Below are 21,378 nucleotides of genomic sequence, written 5' to 3'. Positions count from 1 at the left end.
TGCTCCCGGAAGTGCCCCCCCGGGTGGCCGCGAAGAAGCCGCGGCCACCCGGGGGCGACGGCCGGGCCGCGGACGGCCCGGGACGGTCATGCCGGACGTTTGAACATCCGGGTCGCCGTGATCTCTCCGTGCACGGTCTCCCCCTCCGGAGTCGGCTGCGGCAGGCCGGGGCGCAGATGCTCCTCCACCCGGATGTACTTCAGCCCGGCCCTCAGGTCGGCGTCGTTGCGCAGCCGGATGACCAGCGGGAACTCCGCCAGGGCCGTGGTGTCGAACAGACCGGTGGTGTACAGGAGCTGGACGCCGAGGGCGTCGGCCACCGCCCGCTGGAGCTCCAGCAGATAGGTGGCGTTGGCGCGCCCGATGGGGTTGTCCAGGAACAGGGTGCCGGCGTGGCGGTGCTTGTCGCGTCCGCGGTCGTTCGACCGCAGGGCGGCCATGGTGCAGTACAGGGCGATGGCCGCGGTGAGCAGCTGGCCGCCGGAGAAGACGTCGCCCATCTGCCCGACGGGGACGCGCTCCGCGCGCAGCACGGCGTCCGGTTTGAGGATCTCCACGGCGACGCCCTTGGGCTGCAGCGCCGCGGCGACTCCGCGCAGCAGCAGGGACATGCCGTCGCGCCGCAGATCGGAGTTCTTCCTCACGGCGGCCCGGGTCGCTTCGTCGATGACCTCGCCCAGGCGTTCGGTGAGCGTGGCCGGGTCGGGCTCCTCGAAGCGGATCCGCAGGAACTCCTGCCCGGACCACTCGCCGAGGCCCTCGGGCAGCCGGGAGAGGCGCTGGGCGGATCTGAGCGTGGCGAGCGCCGATTCGACGAGCCCGCGCAGCCGGTCCACGATCGAGTCCCGGTTGCGCTCCAGCTGCTCCAGCTCGTCGGTGAGCACCCGGAGCCGGGGCGCGAAGGCCTCGGCCCACCGCTGGGCGTGCTCGGGCAGGGCGGAGGCGGGCAGTTCGCGGATCTGCTGCCGGGCGGGGGTGCGCACCTGCTCGTAGCGGACGGAGTTGGCGTGCCGGACGAGGACGTCGCTCGCCTCGCGCACGGCGGCCTCGGCCGCGGACAGGTCGGCGGCGCAGCCGCGCAGCGACCGGCGGGCCTCGGCGGCCGCCCGGCGGGCCGCGTCCAGACTGCCCGGGTACGGTTCCGGCTCCTCCTGCTCCTCGTCGCCGCCGGGTTCGCGCAGCAGGTCGCGGAGCATGGCGGCGACCTCGTCGAAACCGCCCGCCGCCTCCTCGGCGGCGTGGTGGGCCCGGAGCAGCTCGGCGTGCGTCTCGCGGGCCTGGGCCAACGCCTCGGTGCGGGAGACGAGTTCGGCGTTGGCCGTGCGCAGCAGGGCCTGGGCGTGCTCGGCGTCGCGCGGGATCAGCTCCTCGGGCAGCTCGGTGTGCGCCTCGCCGTTCTCGGGGGCGTGCCGCTCGGCCTCGCCGCGCAGGCGGCCGAGCTGCTCGCTCGCGGACGACATCCGGGCCTCCAGCAGATGCACCAGCTCCTCCGCGCGGGCGGCGGCGGCCTGCCGGGACGGCCCGTCGGAGCCGTCGGGGGACTGCAGGAGCTGTTCCGCGCGGGTGCGGACCTTGTTGCTGAGGCGGTCGAGTTCGGCGCGGGCGGCGCTCTCGTCGCTCTCCGCGCGGGCCTGCTCGGCGCGCAGGTCGGCGCCGACGCCGACCTTCTCGTACACCTGGGAGGCGGCCCGGTACGCCTCGCGGAGGGCGGGCAGGGACGCCTGCGGTGCCTCCCCGTCCGTCTCGGGCAGGTCGTCGGGGGCGCCGGCGATCTCCGAGCGCTCGGCACGCAGCGCGCGGGCGGTGCGGCGGGCGTCGTCGGCGGCGCGCTGGGCGGCACGCCGGTCCTCGTCGGCGGCGCGGGCGCGCTCCAGGCAGGCCTGGGCACGGGCCTCGGCCTCGGCGGCCTCGTCGGCGAGTTCGCGCAGCCGGGCCTGCCAGCCGGCGCGCTCGCGCAGCCGGGAGGCGAGCCCGGCGAGGGCGTCGGCGGCACGCCGTGCCCGCTGGGCGGCCTCCTGGCGTTCGTCGCGCACCTGGGCGGCCTCGGCGGCGGCCTCCTCGGCCTCCGCCCGCAGGCTGCGCGCCTCGGCCAGCTCGGCCTCGGCCTCCTCGGCGAAGAGCTGCGCCTCCTCGGCGGCCCGGGCCAGTTCCGCGAGCCGTCCGGCCGGGCAGCCGGCGCGCCAGGAGGCGAGCCGTGCCGCCAGCTCCCGGTCCTTGCCGAGCCGGGCGGCGAGCCGGCGGATCTCCTCGTCCCGCTCGGTCGCCCGCGCACGCAGTGCCTGCCGCTCCTCGTCGGCGGCGTGTTCGTCGTGCATGGCCGGGTTCGGCGGGACGAGGAAGACGTCGCCCGAGGCGGCGTCGGCGTCCGGTGCGGGGGCGAGCAGGGCGGCCGCGGTGCCGACGGCCACGGCGGACCGGGGCAGCAGGGCCGCGTTCGTGAGGACCTCGCGGGCCCGCGCGTGGGTGTCGGGATCGGTGATGATCACACCGTCGACCAGTTCGGGCCGGGCGGCCAGGACGCGCGCGTGGTCGGCGGGGTCGACGGCCTGGGCCAGGTAGCGCCAGCCGGGCAGCGCGGGGATGCCGTGCTCGCCGAGGTACTCGACGGTGGCCAGCACGTCCGGGCCGGGCGGCAGCAGCCCGCCGTCGCCGAGCGCGCCGAGGATCCGGGCGTCGTCCGCGGCGGCGGTGCGCAGCTCGAACAGGTGCCGTTCGGCGGAGGAGACGGCCTCGTCGAGCAGGGTGCGCAGGTCGTCGGCGAAGCGGTCCAGCTCCTCGGGGGTGAGGGGGCCCTGGGCGCGGTCCTCGCCGCTCGTGCCGTCCGGGGCGTCCGCGCCGTCCGCCGTGTCCGGTTCCGCGGAGGACTTCGCTGCTTTGCCTCCGCCGGCCGTGCCCGGCAGGCTCAGCAGTTCCGCGAGCCGTTCCTCCGCCGCCAGGGCCTCGGCGATGCGGCGTTCGCTCTCGTGGGCGCGCCGCGCCGCCACCGCCGCATCGGCCGCGCGGGCCGCCGTGAGTTCCGCGCGGGACTCGGCCTGGGCGGCCTCACGGGCCTGCTCGGCGGCCTTCCGGGCGGCCTCGCGGGCCTCGTCCCAGGCGGCGACCGCCGTCTTCTCGGCGTCGCTGGCGGCCATTGCGGCGCGCGCCGGGTCGGCGTCGGGGGCGCTGTCGTCCAGCCAGCCCGCGCGGACCGCCTCGGCGGTCTCCCGCTCGACCTCGGCCAGGCGCTGGCGCAGATGCTCGGCCTCGCTGCGGGCCCGCTGCGCCTCGGTGGCGGCGGCCGTCTGGTCCCGGTAGGCCGACTCGCTGACCTCCTGGAGCCGCGCGGACCGCTCCTCCTCCTCGTTGGCCAGGGCCTCGGCGCGCTCCGCGGCGGCGTGCAGGGCGCGTACGAGGTCCACGGCGGCCTGGGTGCGTGCGGCGAGCGCGGGGGCCGCGTCCCGCTCGGCCTCCCGGATCGCGGCGGAGACGCGGGCCACACGGTCGGCGGCGGCGCGGTGGCGCAGCACGGCCTCGGCGGCCTGCCAGGCGGAGTACAGGGTGCGGGCGTCGGCGAGTTCCCGTTTCTGCGCCGCGGCGGCCTTCTCGGCGGCGGCGAGGGCCAAGGAGGCGTGCCGGTAGGCGAGTTCGGCGGAGATCAGCGCGCTGCGCTCCCGTGCGGCCTCGGCGTGCGTGACGGCGTGGGCCGCGGCGGTGACCTGCTGGGCGAGGTCGGCGGCGCGGGCCCGCTCCTGCACGGCCCGTGCGGACAGCCGCCGCACCAGGGTGCGGGTGCGCCGCTCGGCCGCCGCATGGACCTCCCGTGCGCGGGTGCGGGCCTCGGTGGCCTCGACAATCCGGCCGAGCAGGTCGACCGAGCCGGCGGTGAAGTCCCGTTCCGCGATCAGTTCGGCGCGCCGGCCGAGTTTGTTGCCGAAGCTGCTGACCAGGTCGGCGAGCCCGTCGGTGTCGCGGGTGTCGGTGACGGCGCGCAGCAGCAGATCGGTGAAGTCGGAGTCCTTCTTCACCGCGAACAGGCCGGCCGCCTCGCCCTCGTCGGCGTTCATCTCCCGCTGGTAGCGGAAGAGTTCGGGGTCCAGGCCGAGCTCGCCGAGATGCTCGGTCCAGCGTTCGTGGATCTCCTCCCAGTGCACCTCCAGGTGCGGGTAGGCCTTGCCCGCCTCGGTGAGCGCGTCGCGGAAGCCCTTCATGGTGCGGCGCCGTCCCCGCGCTCCCGACTGGCCCTCCGCGGGCGGGTGCACGGAGGTGGCCTCGGCGACGGGGAGGTTGTCCAGGGTGAGTCCGGGGCCGGGCCGGAAGGAGTACCAGGCCTCGGCGAACTTCCGCGGGTCGTTGGAGACCTGGCGTCCGCGCCACTCGCTGACCTTGCCGACGACCACGCACTCGCCGGTCTGCACGTGCTGCCACTCCAGGGCCACGTGCCCGCAGTCGTCGGCGAGCAGGAACTTGCGCAGCACACCGGAGCTGGCACCGCCGAGGGTGTTGCGGTGGCCGGGCAGCATCACCGAGAAGATCAGCTTGAGCAGGACGGACTTGCCGCCGCCGTTCTCCAGGAAGAGCACGCCCGCGGGGGCGGGCCGGCGCAGCGGGCCGGCCGGTTCCTCCTGGAAGAACTCCGCCTGGATGGGCGCGGGGTTGGGCACCGGCTCGCCCACTCCCCTCAGGTCAAGCACGGTGTCGGCATAGCGTGCACCGGCGGGCCCGATGGAGTAGAGGCGGACCCGGGACAGCTCGTACATGGCGGACTCTCGTCAGTTGTCTTGCAGATCGGGGAAGGTGGGGCTGCGAACGGCCTAGGAGCGGAACGGCAGCCCGTCGTCGGCCACCAGTTCCAGGTCGTCGGCGTCCTCGGCGGGCAGCAGGCTCGGGCTGCCGTCGGTCACCGGGACGATGCCCAGTTCCAGGAGTTCGGCCAGGGCGGCGCTGCCCGCCATGTCCCGCACCTGGAGCTGGTAGCGGGCCGTGGTGCGGTAGGTGCCGCCGTTCTCGTCGCCGGTGCGCTGCAGGAACCCGGAGTCGGCGAGGAAGGCCAGGGCCTTGGCCACGATGCCGGTGGTCGAGGTGGCCGGGCGGCGTGCGTCCTTGGTGGCCCCGGTCGCGCTGCGCCTGGCCCAGACCCGCCAGGCGGCCTCGAGGCCGGGCGCGTCGGTGGCCGGGTCGGTGTTCTCGCCCTGATTCTCGGCGCGTTCCTCCAGCCGGCGGCAGGCCTGGCGGACGAAGCTGTCGACGCCGTTGACCGTGACACGGCCGACGTAGCCGTCGTCGGCGAGGTCCTCGGGCCGGGGGAAGGCGAGGGCGGCCACGGCGAGATGGGCGAGCCCGTGCAGGAAGCGGTCGGTGGAGTCGCTCGCGGTGCGGCGCGCGTAGTCGCTCATGCGGACGGCGAACACCGAGCCCTCGGCGGCGGTGACCACCATGCCCGCGCGCGGGGACACCTCCAGGACGACGAGCCCCAGCCCGGCGGCCACCGCGTCGGCGAGCCGTGCGAAGGGCGGGTCCTCGCGGTAGCGGCGCAGCAGGTCGGTGTACTCCTGGTCGCGTGCGGGCTGCAGCTTGGGCTGCAGCCCGAAGGCGACGAGCCGGGCCGCGTCGGCGGCGTCGGCGGGCGTGACGGCAGCCGTAGAGGGCGTGTCCGCGGCTTCCGGCTCGCTCCGGTCGACGGGCTCGGTCACGGTTGGGGCTCCTTGTCGCGGTCTGGCTCGTACGTGTGGGTGTGGGCGAGGCCCACGCGGGTGCGGGCGGGGCTCACGCCGCCTCCGTCCGGTCGGCCGCCATGCCCGCCGCGTCCAGCAGCGCGGTGCCGACGACGAGGTCGGCGCCGCCGAACTCGGGGTCGTCCAGCTCGGTGCCGTCGTCCACGGCGAACAGCAGCTTCTCCTCGCCCTGCCGGTAGGCGGTGCCCACCGGCGGGCTGGCCGCGTGCACGGCGAGCAGGGCGACCAGATAGGGCAGGTCGGGGTCCTTGCGGCGGGCCTCGGCGAGCAGGCCCGACAGCCGCCGCGGCGCGTCGGCCGGCAGGTCCAGCAGCTCCATGGCGGCGGCGAGCTGCTCCTCGCTGAACCGGCTGTCGTCCGGGGTGGCGATCAGGTCGGGCTCGGGCATCTCGGCGCCCAGGTGCTCCCGCTCGACCGGGGGCGTCAGCAGGATGTCGACGAGGTCGCCCATCCGGACGGACACGGGTGTGCGCAGTCCCGTGCCGTGCGCGAAGAAGGCGTCCGTGACCCGGATCGCCTGCTCCAGGGGCAGGGGGAGGGTCGGTGCGAGCAGATGGCCGTAGAGGTCGGTCCCGGAGGTGGCCGAGGGGGCGGCGAAGGCCTGCCGGTCCTGCTCGGCGCGGAACAGCGGGCCGGCCTCCAGGAGGCGGGCCTGCAGCTGGGTGTGCCGGCGGATGCAGTCCTTGACGATGTCGACCAGCTCGGCGGCGCGCCGCTTGTGCTCGGGGTCCTCCGACTCGTCGCGCGCCCTGCGGATGTTGGTCAGGATCGCGTTCTCGTGCCGGTAGCGCTCGGCGACGTGGTCCAGGGCCTCGGCGATCATGTCGGGGACGGCGTTGAGCCAGTCCACCGCGCGGACGTTGCGCCGGGTGGCCTCCAGGGCCCTGCGCAGGTTCTCCGAGTACTGCACGGTCCGGTAGCGGGCCTGTTCGGCGGCGAGCTGGGCGTCGGCGAGACGGCCGCGGCTGATGAGCACGTCCAGCTTGACCTCGGCGGCGATCTGCGCGCTGGTCACATCGGTGTCGAGGGCGCCGACGAGGACGTTGACCGCCTCGTCCGTGGTGCGCAGATAGATGCTGCCGCCGGGGCCCGGGACCTCCTCGATCAGCTTGAAGTCGTAGTCCCGGCGGACGTAGGTGCCGTCCGGTGCGAAGGTGCCGTACACCGCGCGGAAGCCGCGGTCGACGCTGCCGACGTTGATCAGGTTCTCCAGGACCCAGCGGGCCACGCGCTCGTGCTCCTCGGCCGGCCGCTGCGGGGCCTGGGCGGCGACCCGCGGGACGAGCCGGGCCACGATCTGGTCGTGGTCGGCGCCGGTGTCGAAGTCCATGTTGAGGGTGATCAGGTCGATGGCGGCGAGCGCGATCTCCGCCATGCCGTACACCGAGTACTCGCCGGCGAGATTGGCCTTGCGCGCGTCGAGGTCGTGCAGCGGTGCGGTGCAGGCAAGCGCGCGCAGCCGCCGCGCCAGTCCTTCGTCGGCGGCCGGGCCCATGGCAGGGCGCGGCCCCGCGCTGAGCTGGGGCGGAGCGCTGTCCGTCGATGCAGGCGAAGTCACGGTGCACAGACTAGGTCCTCGATCCGACAAGAACCCAAACCGCGCTGACGCCTTGGCCCGGCGCACGCCCTGGCGACCGCCGGCAGCGCCGCGGCGTCTCGTCCCTCGCGTGTGCGGGGCGGCGGTCCGGCGGGGCCGCGGCGCGGGGATGCCGGACCGCCGGGCCGCCACCCGCAGGCCCGCGTGGCACGACGGCGCGCACGCCGGTGCGTGCGCTCCCCGCCCCGCGAGCCCGGTGGTGCACACCGCATGCGCGCAGGCGTGCGCCGTCCGCGGGTCGGGGGGCCGGCGGCACGCCGGGAGGTGTTCCGGGACAGCTTCCCGGGTGCGCGGCGCACCGCCGGCGGCAGGCGCTCGGTCGGGGCGGACGGCACGCACACCGGCGGGGGCTCCGGGCCGGACGCGGCCGCGTCACCGTGGAATCACACCCCTCGCTGCGGAATCACGTCACCGCGGAATCACCGCGGATCCCTGCCGGACGGGCAACGTCCCCCGGGCGCGGGGCCGCGCGGCACAGCGGGGCGCCTCCGTGGGCCGGCTTCCGTCCCCACGGCGTCCCGCGGCCCTGGCGTCCGGGGCACGGGGGGTTCGCACGGTGGCGGGTTCCGGGTCACGGGGCCGTTCACGCGGCGGGCAGGTCCGGTCCGATCCGGCTGCGTACGGCGGTCTGGACCTCGGCCTCCTCGGCCGGGTCGGCGGCGAGCCTGCGCAGTCGCTCGACGACACGGGCGTCACCGGTCTCGGCGTGCCGGGCGGCCAGTTCGCGGGTGGTCTCCTCGCAGTCCCACAGGCACTCGACGGCGAATCCGGTGGCGAAGGAGGGGTCGGTGGCGGCCAGGGCGCGGGCGGCCCGGCCGCGCAGATGGGAGGAGGCGGTCTCGCGGTAGACGTGCCGCAGGACGGGGGCGGCGCAGGTGATGCCGAGGCGTCCGGCGCCGTCGACGAGGGTCCACAGCGTGGGCGCGTCGGGGCCTTCGCCCCGGACGGCCTCCCGGAGGGCGGCGAGGACGAGGGCGCGGTCCCGGGTCCCGCCGCGGCAGGCGAGCACGCGTCCGGCGGCGGCGCCCAGCGGGCCGGGACGGCGGGCCCAGCCGCGCGCCCGGTCGACGGCGGCGGCGCCGCGCATGCGTTCGAAGGCGTCGACGGCGGCCTCCACCACGGTGGCCGAGCCGTCGGCCACGGCCGACTCGATCAGGTCGAGGGCGGCGGGGTCGTCGCTGTCGGCGAGATAGCGCAGGGCCGTGCAGCGGACCGCGTCGGTGCCCTCCCGGGCGGCGCGGAGGATCCGGGGCCGGTCCTCGGGACCGGCGACGGCGGCGAGGCACCGGGCGGCCGGGACGTGGAGGGCGGCGCCGCGTTCGGCGCCCTGCCGGGCCCACTCGAACACCGCCTGCACGCTCCATCCGGGGCGTGGCCCGGCGGAGCGCAGCTGCCGCTCCCAGCGGTCGAAGCAGCCGGCCTCGAGGGCGGCCCGCACCCGTGCGGCGATCGATGCGCGCGGGTCGTCGGCCCACAGCCGCCACGGCCGGGGTTCGAAGGCGTCGCGTACGGCCGCGGCCAGCGCGGCCTCGCCCTCGGCGTCGGCGGGGAAACGGGCGAGGACGGGGGCGGCGAGGGAGCGCAGCCCGGCGTCGTCGTCCCGGAGGGCCAGTTCGTCCAGGGCCCAGGCCCAGTTGGTGCCCGTGGCCGCGTACCTGCGCAGCAGGACGAGGGCGTCGCGCCTGCCGTAGGAGGCGAGGTGTCCGAGGACGGCGAGGGCGAGGCCGGTGCGCGCCTCGTCGGTGTCGAGGGCGTCCTCGGGGCCGAAGAGGTGGGCCTCGATCCCGTCCAGTTCGCCGTTCAGGTCGAGGAAGAGCCGGGCGTAGTACAGGGAGCGGTTCTCCACCTGCCAGTCGTGGCGGGGATCGTGCAGTACACAGTGGTTCAACGCCGCGAGCGCCTCGGCACGCGGGGCGGTGAGCGCGTGCAGCGTGCCGTCGCCGCGGCCCCGCTGCAGCAGGCCGAGCAGCGTGCCGCTGGGCGCTATGACCGGATCGAACATGGGAAACAGCCTCACATCAAGCGTCGACGCAACCGGGGACCACGCACTACCTGGCCGCGCGACAACACGTCGGGGCGCCCGCCGTCCGCTGCTTGCTGTAGACCATCTTCCTCTGCCTCTCGTCGGTGGCCCGTGCGGGCCGCATCACGGTCCGCGTGGTGCGGCAACACCTGCCCAGCCGTCGCGTCCGTGAATCACGACGTCATGATGACCCGGCGTCCGCGCCGCCGCGACCGAAATTTCCGGCGGCCCCGGACCGCCTCCCTCGTTTCCGCCCCGGTGTCCGGCCAGTCGTCCCGGCGTCCGGCCAGTCGCCCCGGCGTCCGGCCGGAGGGGACGGAGCGCCGGCCCCGGCCCGGGGGGAGAGCTCACTGCTCGCCGAACAGCTCCAGCAGCTCGGTCCTGCCGAACATCCGGGCCGTGTCGACGGCCGACGGCACACCGGCGGAGGGGTCGGCGCCGCCTTCCAGAAGGGCTCTGATCACTTCCTCCTCGCCCTTGAAGACCGCTCCGGCGAGGGGGGTCTGGCCCCGGTCGTTGATGCGGTCGGCGTCGGCGCCGCGGGCCAGCAGCGCACGGACCGTGTCGGCATGGCCGTGGTAGGCGGCGAGCATCACCAGGGAGTCGCCGCGGTCGTTGGTGAGGTTGGCCGGGACACCCGCGTCGACATACGCCGCGAGCGCCTCGGTCCGCCCCTGTCGGGCCAGATCGAAGATCTTGGTCGCCAGCTCCACGACCTCGGGGTCGGGGGCTTCGCTCATCGGCCGGACCGCCTCTCACTGCGCATGTCGGTTACTGCGGGGAGCACCCGTACGGCGGCACGCACGGCCGGGGCCGTCCGGGTGAATCGCCAGCGTACTGGCTCGCGCGGCACATGAGCCGGATGCTCCCGAGGCAAAGATCACCGCAGAGACCGCCCCGTGCAACAGTGCTGCTCGACCGGCTCATCCGCCTCCGCCGAGCGCATGAAACGGCGAAAATTCCACCCATTTGCACCTTTTGTCATATAGACACATGCTGTGATCCTGGAAGGACTCAGGGTGACTGTCCCCTCGACACCAGGAGTGACCTCACATGATCCTCTCCATCTCAGGCGTCGTTCTGTTCGGCATCATCGTCTTCGTGTTCTTCCGCAAGGACGGACTGAAGCCCTCCCACGCGTGCGTATCGGCCCTGTTCGGCTTCTACCTGGCGAGCACGGCCATCGCCCCGAGCATCAAGGCCGGCGGTGAGAGCCTGGCGAGCCTGCTCGGCGGTGTGAGGTTCTGACGCCGCTCCCGCCCGTTCGCACTTCCAGGAGGCAGCAGTGGCCCGGCGCCCCCTCCCCCGCATTCTGAGCACAGGCGGCGCGCAGCTCGCCCGGAGCCGGGAGCTGGCCCGGACGGCGGTGGACAACGCCGCCGACGTCCTCCACCCGCTGATCGTCGTCACCCGTGGTCTGCGCCGGCTGGCCGGGGCCGCACGGCGCACGTGGTCGAAGACCCCGAAGGACCGGCGTGGACCGCTGCTGTTCCTGGTGGCCTCCGTGCTCCTGGTGGTGGTGACGGTGCCGTACGGCCCGCTGCTCGCCGCCGTCGCGCTGATGGCGGTGGCGGCCTGGCAGGGCCGCGACCGCACCCCGCGGCAGCCGGAGGGACCCGACGCCTCCCGCGTCCAGCGCCTGGCGTCGCTGTACGAGGCCCTGGTCCCGTACTTCTCGGCAGCCGAGGACCCCGAGCCGCTCTACTCCCACGGCGGCGCGTGGGAGAAGGCCTTCCCCGCCCACGAGTTCGACGACTCCGGCCGCATCCGTCACCTGGTGGTCCGCTACCCCGCGTACTTCACCGACGGCGAGCCCGAGTCCCGCACGCGCATCGAGCGCCTGCTGGCCGCCAAGGCCGGGCGCGGCCGCGAGTACCTCTTCACCTGGGACGAGGAGAGCAACCAGCTGACGGTCACCGCGCTCGCACCGCTGCCCACCGGCATCGCGGCCCAGCGTTTCGTCACCGCTCCGGGCGAGACCGTGCTCGGCTTCACCGACCCCGGCGAGGTCCAGCGCACCCTCCCCCTCACCTGCGGCGAGGAGAGGCGGGACGTGCCGCCGGTCGTCTGGCGCACGGGCCCGCGCTCCACCGAGCCGCACCTGCTGGCCCTGGGACAGCCCGGCAGCGGCACGTCGACCCTGCTGCGGTCCGTCGCGCTGCAGGCCCTCCAGCACGGCGACGTGGTGATCGCCGACGGCGGCAGCACCGGCGAGTACGCCTGTCTGGTCGGCCGGGACGGGGTGCTCGCGGTCGAGTGCGGGCTGTCCGGGGTGCTGGCGAGCCTGGAGTGGGCGGCCACCGAGACCGAGCGCCGGCTGATCGCCGTGGGCCGTGCGCGGCAGGCGGGACAGCCGCCGCCGAAGGACACCAGACGGCCGCTGTGGCTGCTGCTCGACCGGCCGGCCACGTTCACGCATCTGGCCGCCGCGGAGGGGCGCACGAACCCGCAGGACCTGCTGCAGGTGCCGCTGCGGCACGGGCGTGCGGTGGGGGTGACGGTCGTCGTGGCGGAGCAGCTCGACAACGCCGAGGCGCTGAGCGACGCGGTGCGGCGGCACACCCACGCGCGCGTGGTGCTCGGGGCGGCGACGGCGCAGCAGATCGAGGCGGTGCTGGGGGCGCCGCCGCACACGACGCCGCCGGCGGCCGTGCCCGCCGGGCGGGGGTATGCGCGGCTGGGGACGAAGGCGGTGCACCGGTTGCAGGTGCCGGCGACGCCGGACCCCTACGACGACACGGTGAGCGACGCGTGGCGGCAGGCCGTGCTCGACCTCCTGCCGCCGAGGACGACACCGGCCGACGGGCAGACCGTGCCGGAGGGTGCGGCCGCGGGCACCGGGGCCTCCTTGGTCAAGCCCTCGTGACCGGCCGGGCCTCCTCGGCCCGACCGGTGACCCGGCCGGCCGGGCCTCTTCGAGTGGGCGCCTCGCCGCCTTCCGCGGCCGGAGCACCTGCGCCCGGACCGTCCCGCGGCCGGGCCGCCGCGGTCGAGTGCGACGGTGCGGCCGCTACGCCACGAACGTCCTCGGAGTCCCGTTGCCCGCCGGCATCCCCGCCTCCACCAGACGGGCCGCCTCCGCCAGGCGGGCGGCCGCCTCCTCCGCCACCGCCCCGGCGACCGTGAACGGCAGCCGGATGTAGCCCTCGAAGGCGCCGTCCACGCCGAAGCGGGGGCCGGAGGGGACCCGGACGCCGACGCGTTCACCGGCCTCGGCGATGCGGGATCCGGACAGACCGCCGGTGCGCACCCACAGGGTGAGGCCGCCGTCGGGGACCTCGAACCCCCAGCCGGGCAGCTCCCGCCGGACCGCCGCGACCAGGGCGTCGCGATTGCCGCGGGCCTGTCCGCGCCGCATCTGCACGGCCTCCTCCCAGCCGCCGGTGGTGAACAGCCAGGTCAGGGCCAGCTGCTCCAGCACCGGCGTGCCCAGGTCGGCATAGGCCCGGGCGGCGACCAGGCTGCGGATCACGTCGGGGGCGGCCCGCACCCAGCCGATGCGCAGCCCGGCCCAGAAGGCCTTGCTGGCCGAGCCGACGGTGATCACCGTGGATCCGGCGGGGTCGAATCCGCACATCCGCCGCGGCATCTCCAGGTCCGGCTCCAGGCACAGCTCGCTCATCGTCTCGTCGACGACGAGCACCGTCCCCGCCGAGCGCGCCGCCTCCACCAGCCGGCGCCGCTGGTCCTCGTCGGCGAGCGCGCCGGTCGGGTTGTGGAAGTCGGCGACCACATAGGCGATCCGGGGTGCGGCCTCGCGCAGCACCTGGCGCCAGCGGTCCAGGTCCCATCCGGCCAGCCCCTCGGCCATGGCCACGGGCACCAGCCGGGCCCCCGCCTCCCGCATCAGCTGCAGGATGTTGGCGTAGGAGGGCGACTCCACGGCGATGCGCTCGCCGCGGCCCCCGAAGAGGTGGCAGATGGCGTCGATGGCGCCCATGGCCCCCGTCGTCACCATGATCTGTTCCGGCATGGTGGGGATCCCGCGCGCGGTGTACCGCTCGGCGATCATCGACCGCAGCGCGGGCAGTCCGGCCGGGTAGTCGCCGTGCGTGTGGGCGTAGGGCGGCAGTTCCTCCAGCGCGCCCCGCACGGCCCGGGTGAGCCACGGCTCCGGGGCCGGCAGGGCTGCGGTGCCCAGGTCGATCATCGAGCCCAGCGCCTCCGGCGGCAGGGGCTCGAGCCCGCGCGCGGGCAGCGGCTTGCCGGCCGGCACCACGGTCCAGCTGCCCGCACCGCGCCGGGACTCCAGGAAGCCCTCCGTGCGCAGGGCCTCGTAGGCGGCGGCGACCGTGGTGCGGCTGACGGCGAGGGCCAGGGCCAGCTCACGCTCGGCGGGCAGCCGGGCGGCCACCGGAACCCGGCCTTCGAGCACCAGCAGCCGGATGCCGTCGGCGAGCGTCCGGTAGACGGGCGGGCGGCGGCCGCCGGGGCCCGCCGGGCGGGACTGCTGGGACTTGAGCAGCCGGGCGAGCTGTGCGGCTCCCATCACCGAGGTCCACTGCGCCATGGCGACCAGTCCACCTTTCCCGAATTGGCCATGGATGGGTTTTCTCTCCCCGCTCCAGAGTGTCATGCGGCCAGGCCACTTCCACCACCAGGGGGACATGGTGCCGAGACGGACGACACACACGACACGGACGGGACGGACGCCGCGGACCCGGCTCGGACGACGGCTGGTCCAGCTCTACGCGGGACTCACGCTGTACGGCGTGAGCTCCGCGTTTCTCGTCCGGGCGGGTCTGGGCCTGGAGCCCTGGAACGTGCTGCACCAGGGGCTGGCCGAGCGCACCGGTCTGACGATCGGCGTGGTGACGGTCGTCGTCGGCGCGGTGGTGCTGCTGCTGTGGGTCCCGCTGCGTCAGCGCCCCGGACTCGGCACGGTCTCCAACGTCGTCGTGGTGGGTCTCGCCATGGACGGCACCCTCGCCCTGCTGCCCGGCGTCCACTCCCTGGCCGTACGCGTCTCCCTGCTCGTGGCGGGCGTCGTCCTCAACGGCATGGCCACCGGTCTCTACATCGCCGCCCGCTTCGGGCCCGGTCCGCGGGACGGGCTGATGACCGGGCTGCACCGGCGCACCGGCCGTTCGATCCGTCTGATGCGCACCGTCCTGGAGGTGACGGTCGTGGTCACCGGCTTCGCCCTCGGCGGGACGATCGGCGTCGGTACGGTCCTGTACGCGCTGGCCATCGGTCCGCTGGCCCAGCTGTTCCTGCGTCTGTTCGCCGTCCCGGCGGCACCCGCCGGCACCCCGGCCGATGCCGCGACGCCACCCGAACGGGCGATACTGCATCCGTGACCACGTCCGTACGCCACCCGTACCTCGACCACCCGGGGCCCATCCCCTTCGCGCACCGCGGCGGGGCGGCCGACGGCCTGGAGAACACCGTGGCGCAGTTCCGGCGTGCGGCCGGCCTCGGCTACCGCTACATGGAGACCGACGTCCACGCCACGGCGGACGGCCGGCTCGTCGCCTTCCACGACGCGACCCTGGACCGGGTGACCGACGGCACGGGCCGGATCGCGGACCTGCCGTGGCAGGACGTCCGGCAGGCGCGCGTGGCGGGCCTGGAGCCGGTGCCGCTGTTCGAGGAGCTGCTGGAGACCTTCCCCGAGGTCCGCTGGAACGTCGACGTCAAGGCGGAGCCCGCCCTGCTCCCCCTGCTGGACCTGATCGAGCGGACGAACGCGTGGGAGCGCGTCTGTGTCGGCTCGTTCTCCGAGGCACGCGTGGCCAGGGCCCAGCGGCTGGCCGGGCCGCGCCTTGCGACGTCGTACGGCACGCGCGGGGTCCTGGGGCTGCGCCTGCGGTCCTGGGGGCTGCCGGCGGTGCTGCGCCGGTCCGCGGTGGCCGCGCAGGTGCCGGTCTCCCACTCGGGGATTCCGGTGGTCGACCCGTCGTTCGTCCGCGCCGCGCACGCACGCGGGCTGCAGGTGCACGTGTGGACCGTCAACGATCCCGCGCAGATGCACCGGCTCCTGGACCTGGGGGTCGATGGCATCATGACCGATCACATCGACACGCTGCGGAAGGTCATGGAGGACCGGGGCGTCTGGGCCTGAGGCCCCGGCCGTCCCCGGCCCGTCGTCGCGGACCGGCACCGGCGGCACCGCGGGGAAGCGAGGGACAGGGGATGGGCGGGGACACCGTGCGGGCGCGGCAGACGGCCGACGAGGCGGCGCAGCGGCGGCGCGAACAGCGCGGCTGGTACTTCTACGACTGGGCGTGCTCCGTCTACTCGACCAGCGTGCTCACCGTGTTCCTCGGCCCCTATCTCACCGCGGTCGCCGAGTCCGCGGCGGACGCGGACGGGTTCGTGCACCCGCTGGGGATCCCGGTGCGGGCCGGGTCGTTCTTCGCGTACTGCGTCTCGGTGTCCGTCGTCGTGGCGATCGTGCTGATGCCGTTCGCGGGTGCGGCGGCCGACCGCACCGGCCGCAGGAAACCCCTGCTGGCGACCGCCGCCTATGTGGGCGCCGGCGCCACCACGGGACTGTTCTTCCTGGACGGCCACCGCTATCTGCTGGGCGGTCTGCTGCTGATCGTCGCCAATGCGTCGGTGGCCGTCTCGATGGTCCTCTACAACTCCTACCTTCCGCAGATCGCCCCGCCCGAGGAGCGCGACGCGGTCTCCTCGCGCGGCTGGGCCTTCGGCTACGCGGCCGGCGCCCTGGTCCTGCTGGCGAACCTGGCGCTGTTCACCGCCCACGACTCCTTCGGGATCTCGGAGGCGATGGCCGTGCGCATCTGCCTGGCCTCGGCCGGTCTGTGGTGGGGTCTCTTCGCGCTCGTCCCGCTGAAGCGGCTGCGCGACCGCCGTACGGCGAGAACCTCCGCGGCACCGCCCGTGCACGGCTGGCGGCAGCTGGCGTCGACCGTGCGGGACATGCGGAACAAACCGCTCACCCTGGCCTTTCTGCTCGCCTACCTCGTCTACAACGACGGCATCCAGACGGTGATCTCGCAGGCCTCGGTGTACGGCTCCCGGGAGCTCGGCCTGAGCCAGTCGACGCTCATCACGGCGGTGCTCATGGTGCAGGTGCTGGCGGTCGCGGGGGCGCTCGGCATGGGACGGCTGGCCCGGCTCTGCGGGACCAGGCGCACGATCCTCGGGTCCCTGGCCGCGTGGACGGCGACGCTGGCGGCCGGGTACTTCCTGCCGGCCGGGGCGCCGCTGTGGTTCTTCGTCCTGGCCGCCGGGATCGGGCTGGTCCTCGGGGGCAGCCAGGCGCTGTCCCGGTCGCTGTTCTCGCATCTGATCCCGCCCGGCAAGGAGGCCGAGTACTTCGCGGCGTACGAGATGAGCGACCGCGGCATGAGCTGGCTGGGGCCGCTGCTGTTCGGGCTCACCTACCAGCTGACCGGCAGCTACCGGGACGCGGTCGTGTCGCTGGTGGCGTTCTTCGTGATCGGGTTCGTGCTGCTGGCCCGGATCCCGGTGGGGCGTGCGATCGCCGACGCGGGCAATCCGGTTCCTGGCCGGATTTAGCGCTCGAGGCGAAAGAGCGGTAGGGTGCGCATTTGGCTTGCCAGGCGTACCGTTACTGCGCCGAAGAGTACAGAACGCTGGGTGACATCTCCCTGCAGATGTGACAAACCGGGCGTCGGTGGGTACTGCACTGGTTGACAAGGCTGCGGCTACGACGGCGACGCATGACCCGGAACGGGACCTCGGAACGGGAATCTTTACCGCCGACCGGACGTTGACCGGATGACGACGACAGCGACACCTGTCCTGTGGGCGACAAGCCCGGGAGGCACGATTCATGAGTGAGCGAGCTCTTCGCGGCACGCGCCTCGTGGTGACCAGCTACGAGACGGACCGCGGTATCGACCTGGCTCCGCGCCAGGCCGTGGAGTACGCATGCGAGAAGGGGCACCGTTTCGAGATGCCCTTCTCGGTCGAGGCGGAGATCCCGCCGGAGTGGGAGTGCAGGGTCTGCGGAGGCCAGGCACTTCTGGTGAACGGCGACGGTCCGGAGGAGAAGAAGACCAAGCCCGCCCGCACGCACTGGGACATGCTGATGGAGCGGCGCACCCGGGAGGAGCTCGAGGAGGTCCTCGAGGAGCGCCTGGCCGTCCTGCGCAGCGGTGCGATGAACATCGCCGTCCACCCGCGGGACAGCCGCAAGAGCGCGTAGTCCCCGCGGGGCCTGGGCCCCACCGCGGCGCACCTGATGTGGTCGCGGGCACCGCACGGCGGCGTGCGGTGCCCGCGGTTTCGTGTGCCCGCGCAACCGATCCCGTGCCCGCGGCCCGGTCCCGCATGCCCGGGGAACCCGCACGTCCGGGAAAGCCCCTGTCCCCGAGGGGTCTGCCCCGGTTCACGGCCGCCGCGGGTGCCGGACAGTGCGTGTCATGCCCTGGTCACCCCCACCGGGCCGGGGCAGCCGCCCCACCGGGCCGGCAGGGACCTCAGCGGGTCAGCGGGGGACGCTGCTGCTGCGAGGCGTCGTCCGCCGGCTCCTTCCTGATGACCTCGCCCTGGACCACCTTGCCGTCGGGACGGTGGATGCGGACCTGCTGGAAGACGTCGCCCAGGGTGCCGGGAGCGGAGGTGCGGAGCCTGCGCCCGGCGTAGCCGCTCACCGCCCGCTGGACCGGCGAGAGGAGCAGCAGCAGCCCCACCGCGTCCGAGACCACGCCGGGGATCATCAGCAGCAGGCCGCCCAGCATCGTCAGTCCGTTGCTGCCACGGCGTGCGGAGGGGACGCCGCCCCGCTGCAGGGTCTCGCTCAGCTCCTCGAAGGCGCGCCGTCCGGCCCGCTTGATCACCGCCGCCCCGAGGACGAGGCCGGCCGCCAGCAGCAGCAGGACCGTGAACCCGTTCGTCGCACCCGCGATCAGGGTCAGCAGCCAGATCTCCAGGACCAGCCACGCCGCGACGCCCAGGGGCAGATACCTGCGCAGCCGGGAGTGCCGGGGCCGAAAGGAGCGCGGAGGGGTCGGAGCGCCTGTTGTCATACCCCCAGTGTGCCCGGCGCCGGCTCAGTACCGGATAAGCACTACCTCCGGCCCCTGTTCCTGCCGCCCTGCCCGGTGATTTTGGTCACCCGCTCCTTCACGCCCCACGCGGTGACCCGCCACAGGGCCTCCACGAGGATGTCACGGCTCATCTTGGAGTCGCCGTGCTCCCGCTCGACGAAGGTGATGGGGACCTCGACCACGTGGTAGCCGGCCTTGACGGCGCGGCGGGCCAGGTCGACCTGGAAGCAGTAGCCCTGCGAGGCGACGTCGTCCAGGCCCAGGCCCTCGAGCGTCTCCCGGCGGAAGGCACGGTAGCCGCCGGTGACGTCCCGCAGGGGCAGGTCGAGGGCGAGACGGGAGTACATGCTGCCGCCGCGGGAGATGAACTCGCGGGTCCTGGGCCAGTTCACCACGCGTCCGCCGGGCACCCAGCGGGAGCCCAGCACCAGGTCGGCGCCCTTGAGCGCGGTCAGCAGCCGGGGCAGTTCCTCGGGCTGGTGGGAGCCGTCGGCGTCCATCTCGATCAGGACGCCGTAGTCGCGCTCCAGTCCCCAGCGGAAGCCCGCGAGGTAGGCGGCGCCCAGGCCCTCCTTGCCCTTGCGGTGCAGCACGTGGACCTGGTCGTCCTCGGCCGCCAGCTCGTCGGCGAGCTTGCCGGTGCCGTCGGGGCTGTTGTCGTCGGCCACGAGGACGTGCGCCTCGGGAACGGCCTTGCGCACCCGGCCCACGATCGGCTTGATGTTCTCGGCCTCGTTGTAGGTCGGAATGATCACCAAGGCCGTGCCGAGCGGCCCGAACCGCCTGTCCTGGGCCCCAGCCGCGAGGGTGCCGTCGCCGTGGTTCACTGCTGCCCCTTCATGTCCGTACGCAGAGGACCACCTTAGTGGGCCCGACCTGCGGAAGCGTGACACGACGCCCGTTCAGGGGTGTCGAACGGGCGGCAACGGGGTAGGGATGACCGTTTTGAGCGTGTGGCGGCTCTTCGTCCGGCGGATGGGGGCCGGGTGCCCTTCGGGCCGACCTGGGACCCGCTGGCTGCGGATCGACCGAAAGCCGTTGTCTACTGAGCGCCCGGGCCCCACCCGGGTCACACCCGGATCACACCTTGCCGGCCGTCCGGACCGCTCCGCCGCCGCGGGCGCTGGGCCTGGCTCCCGGTGGCGGTGCCGCCGTGCGGCGCACCGCCCCTGACCCAGCGACGCCGTGACGCGGGTACGCGGGTCCCCCGGCCGGGCGTCCGGTGATGGACCCGGCAGAACCTACCCGTCCCCCGCCGTCGTCTGTCAACCGGACGGCCGCCCCGGGCGAACGTTCCTCCGCGCCCGGCCGACGCACAGGATGCTCAGGTCGCGCGACGAAACGGCGGCCGGTGACCGGCGGTCCCGCACCGCCTCGGGAGATCACTCGCCCGGCCGTACGAACACGGTCCGCCCGCCCACCACGGTCCGCAGACAGACGGGCAGGTCACGGCCGGGGGTGAGGTCGGGCAGCCCGGGGGTGCCGGAGCGCGGGTCGGTCGACCAGCGCGCGACCCGGTCGTCGGGGGCCTGGACGACGAGGTCGCCGGCGCGCCACACCGCGTAGTCCGCGGGGGCGCCCGGCACCAGGACTCCGGCGTCGTCCCGTCCGACCGCCCGCCAGCCGCCCCGTGTGTGCGCGGTGAACGCGGCGCGCACCGAGACGCGGTGCTCGGGGGTGCGGTGGAAGGCCGCCGCACGGACCGTGCCCCACGGGTCCAGCGGGGTGACGGGGCTGTCGGAGCCGAAGGCGAGCGGGACGCCGGCGCGCAGCAGCGCCGCGAAGGGGTTCAGCGTCCGGGCCCGCTCGGCGCCCAGGCGCCGGGCGTACATGCCGTCCTCACCGCCCCACAGGGCGTCGAAGGCGGGCTGCACGGACGCGGTCAGGCCGAGTTCGGCGAAGGCGGCGATGGTCTCGGGCGTGAGCATCTCGGCGTGCTCGACCCGGTGCCGGGCGGCGCGGATCCGGGCGAGGCCGACCTTGTCGGCGGCGGCGCGCATGCCGTCGACGACGGCGGTGACGGCGGCGTCGCCGATGGCGTGGAAGCCCGCCTGGAGGCCCGCCTCGGTGCAGGCCACGACATGGGCGGCGACGGCGGCCGCGTCGAGGTAGGCGGTCCCGGTGTGGGGGGCGTCGGCGTACGGCGCGTGCAGACAGGCGGTGTGCGAGCCGATGGAGCCGTCGACGAAGAGGTCGCCGGCGGCGCCGAACGCCCCGAGCTCCCGTGCCTTGTCGGCGTCCTCCTCCGCCCAGTAGCCGACGACCCGGGGCCCCGGCTCCTCGGCGGCGAGCGCCAGCAGGCCCGTGAAGTCCTCCTCGGAGGAGATGCGCGGGCCGCCGCACTCGTGCACGGTCCCGATGCCCCGGGAGGCGGCGTGGGCGAGCGCGGCGCGCTGGGCCTCGGTGCGCTGGGCGGGGGTGACCGCGCCGAACGCGGCGGCGCGGACGGCGTGGTGGGCGTCGCCGGTCAGCGGGCCGTCCACGGGTCCCAGGTCCTCGGGCACCAGGTCGAGCAGGGCCGTGGTGACGACGGCGGAGTGGACGTCGATCCGGCTGAGGTAGAGGGGACGGCCGCCGGTGGCCTCGTCGAGCTCCGCGCGCGTGGGGGGACGGCCGCCGGGCCAGCGGGCCGCGTCCCAGCCGTGACCGAGCAGCACGCGGTCGCCGGGGCGGGCGGCGGCGAACTCCCGCACCCGGGTCAGTGCCGCCTCCAGGGAGGGGGCGTCGGACAGGTCCAGGCCGACGAGCGCGAGACCGGTCGCGGTGGTGTGCACATGGGCATCGGTGAACGCCGGGGTGACGAGGGCGCCGTCCAGGTCGATCACCTCGTCGACGCCGTCCGCGAACGCGTCCGCCGCGCCCTCCGAGCCGACCCACGCCACCTGTCCCGCCTCGACGACCATCGCGGTCGCGAACGGGTCGGCGGGGCTGTGGATCTGGCCCCGGCGAAGAAGTACGGTCCGGTCTTCAGCAGTGCGCTCGCTCATGGGCACCAGTCTCCCGCCCCCTCGGGGCACCGGCGCACCCACCCCGGCGGACGGGGGGCCGGCGGGTGACCCC

Annotated in this window: 15 protein-coding genes; 6 read left to right on the top strand and 9 right to left on the bottom strand. The window is 74.8% G+C overall.

Annotation, left to right across the window (positions count from 1 at the left end; genetic code table 11):
- Nucleotides 1–86: 86 nt before the first annotated feature.
- From CCN35_RS15905 to CCN35_RS15885, 5 genes are all read right to left on the bottom strand, one after another.
- Complete coding sequence (locus CCN35_RS15905) at nt 87–4,736, bottom strand: hypothetical protein (RefSeq protein ID WP_086793217.1); 4,650 nt, start codon at nt 4,734–4,736, stop codon at nt 87–89.
- Nucleotides 4,737–4,790: 54 nt separating this feature from the next.
- The gene (locus CCN35_RS15900; RefSeq protein WP_086793215.1) at nt 4,791–5,669 is read right to left on the bottom strand and encodes a hypothetical protein; all 879 of its coding nucleotides are present in this window, start codon (nt 5,667–5,669) and stop codon (nt 4,791–4,793) included.
- Between the two features lie 73 nt (nt 5,670–5,742).
- Entirely contained in the window at nt 5,743–7,269 is a 1,527-nt protein-coding gene (locus tag CCN35_RS15895; RefSeq protein WP_067398103.1) for a hypothetical protein, read from the bottom strand.
- A gap of 622 nt (nt 7,270–7,891) precedes the next feature.
- Nucleotides 7,892–9,310 (bottom strand): HEAT repeat domain-containing protein, encoded by a 1,419-nt coding sequence (locus CCN35_RS15890; RefSeq protein ID WP_086793232.1) that lies wholly within the window; start codon nt 9,308–9,310, stop codon nt 7,892–7,894.
- Between the two features lie 368 nt (nt 9,311–9,678).
- Complete coding sequence (locus CCN35_RS15885; RefSeq protein WP_067398099.1) at nt 9,679–10,071, bottom strand: ankyrin repeat domain-containing protein; 393 nt, start codon at nt 10,069–10,071, stop codon at nt 9,679–9,681.
- Between the two features lie 313 nt (nt 10,072–10,384).
- On the opposite strand from CCN35_RS15885, the gene CCN35_RS15880 reads away from it, so the two are divergent.
- Both CCN35_RS15880 and CCN35_RS15875 read left to right on the top strand, forming a co-directional pair.
- Entirely contained in the window at nt 10,385–10,579 is a 195-nt protein-coding gene (locus CCN35_RS15880) for a hypothetical protein (RefSeq protein WP_067398097.1), read from the top strand.
- Between the two features lie 37 nt (nt 10,580–10,616).
- Complete coding sequence (locus CCN35_RS15875) at nt 10,617–12,197, top strand: hypothetical protein (RefSeq protein WP_067398095.1); 1,581 nt, start codon at nt 10,617–10,619, stop codon at nt 12,195–12,197.
- 144 nt (nt 12,198–12,341) lie between these two features.
- On the opposite strand, the gene CCN35_RS15870 is transcribed toward CCN35_RS15875, so the two are convergent.
- Nucleotides 12,342–13,841 (bottom strand): SCO1417 family PLP biosynthesis transcription factor, encoded by a 1,500-nt coding sequence (locus CCN35_RS15870; protein WP_086793213.1) that lies wholly within the window; start codon nt 13,839–13,841, stop codon nt 12,342–12,344.
- Between the two features lie 97 nt (nt 13,842–13,938).
- Here CCN35_RS15870 and yczE point away from each other — a divergent pair, with 97 nt between their 5' ends.
- From yczE to CCN35_RS15850, 4 genes are all read left to right on the top strand, one after another.
- Nucleotides 13,939–14,631 carry a membrane protein YczE gene (yczE, locus tag CCN35_RS15865; RefSeq protein WP_067398091.1) on the top strand — a complete coding sequence of 231 codons (693 nt, stop codon included), beginning with the start codon at nt 13,939–13,941 and terminating at the stop codon, nt 14,629–14,631.
- Nucleotides 14,628–15,395: a glycerophosphodiester phosphodiesterase family protein gene (locus CCN35_RS15860; protein WP_067398089.1), complete on the top strand. Its 768-nt coding sequence runs from the start codon at nt 14,628–14,630 to the stop codon at nt 15,393–15,395. The genes yczE and CCN35_RS15860 overlap by 4 nt, the downstream gene beginning before the upstream one ends.
- A gap of 71 nt (nt 15,396–15,466) precedes the next feature.
- Complete coding sequence (locus CCN35_RS15855; RefSeq protein ID WP_067398087.1) at nt 15,467–16,822, top strand: MFS transporter; 1,356 nt, start codon at nt 15,467–15,469, stop codon at nt 16,820–16,822.
- Between the two features lie 277 nt (nt 16,823–17,099).
- Nucleotides 17,100–17,474: an RNA polymerase-binding protein RbpA gene (locus CCN35_RS15850; protein ID WP_067398085.1), complete on the top strand. Its 375-nt coding sequence runs from the start codon at nt 17,100–17,102 to the stop codon at nt 17,472–17,474.
- Between the two features lie 274 nt (nt 17,475–17,748).
- On the opposite strand, the gene fxsA is transcribed toward CCN35_RS15850, so the two are convergent.
- The 3 genes from fxsA to CCN35_RS15835 form a co-directional block, all read right to left on the bottom strand.
- Nucleotides 17,749–18,297, bottom strand: coding sequence for an FxsA family membrane protein (gene fxsA, locus CCN35_RS15845; RefSeq protein WP_067398083.1), 549 nt, complete (start codon nt 18,295–18,297; stop codon nt 17,749–17,751).
- Nucleotides 18,298–18,338: 41 nt separating this feature from the next.
- Complete coding sequence (locus CCN35_RS15840; RefSeq protein WP_086793211.1) at nt 18,339–19,145, bottom strand: polyprenol monophosphomannose synthase; 807 nt, start codon at nt 19,143–19,145, stop codon at nt 18,339–18,341.
- A 555-nt stretch (nt 19,146–19,700) separates the two neighbouring features.
- Nucleotides 19,701–21,305, bottom strand: a complete 1,605-nt coding sequence (locus CCN35_RS15835; protein WP_067398079.1) for an amidohydrolase — start codon at nt 21,303–21,305, stop codon at nt 19,701–19,703.
- Between the last annotated feature and the right edge of the window lie 73 nt (nt 21,306–21,378).

The organism is Streptomyces thermovulgaris (genome assembly GCF_002155915.1).
Classification (GTDB): Bacteria; Actinomycetota; Actinomycetes; order Streptomycetales; family Streptomycetaceae; genus Streptomyces; species Streptomyces thermovulgaris.
Note: the sequence above shows the minus strand (reverse complement) of the source record. Positions and strands in the feature narration are given on the sequence as shown.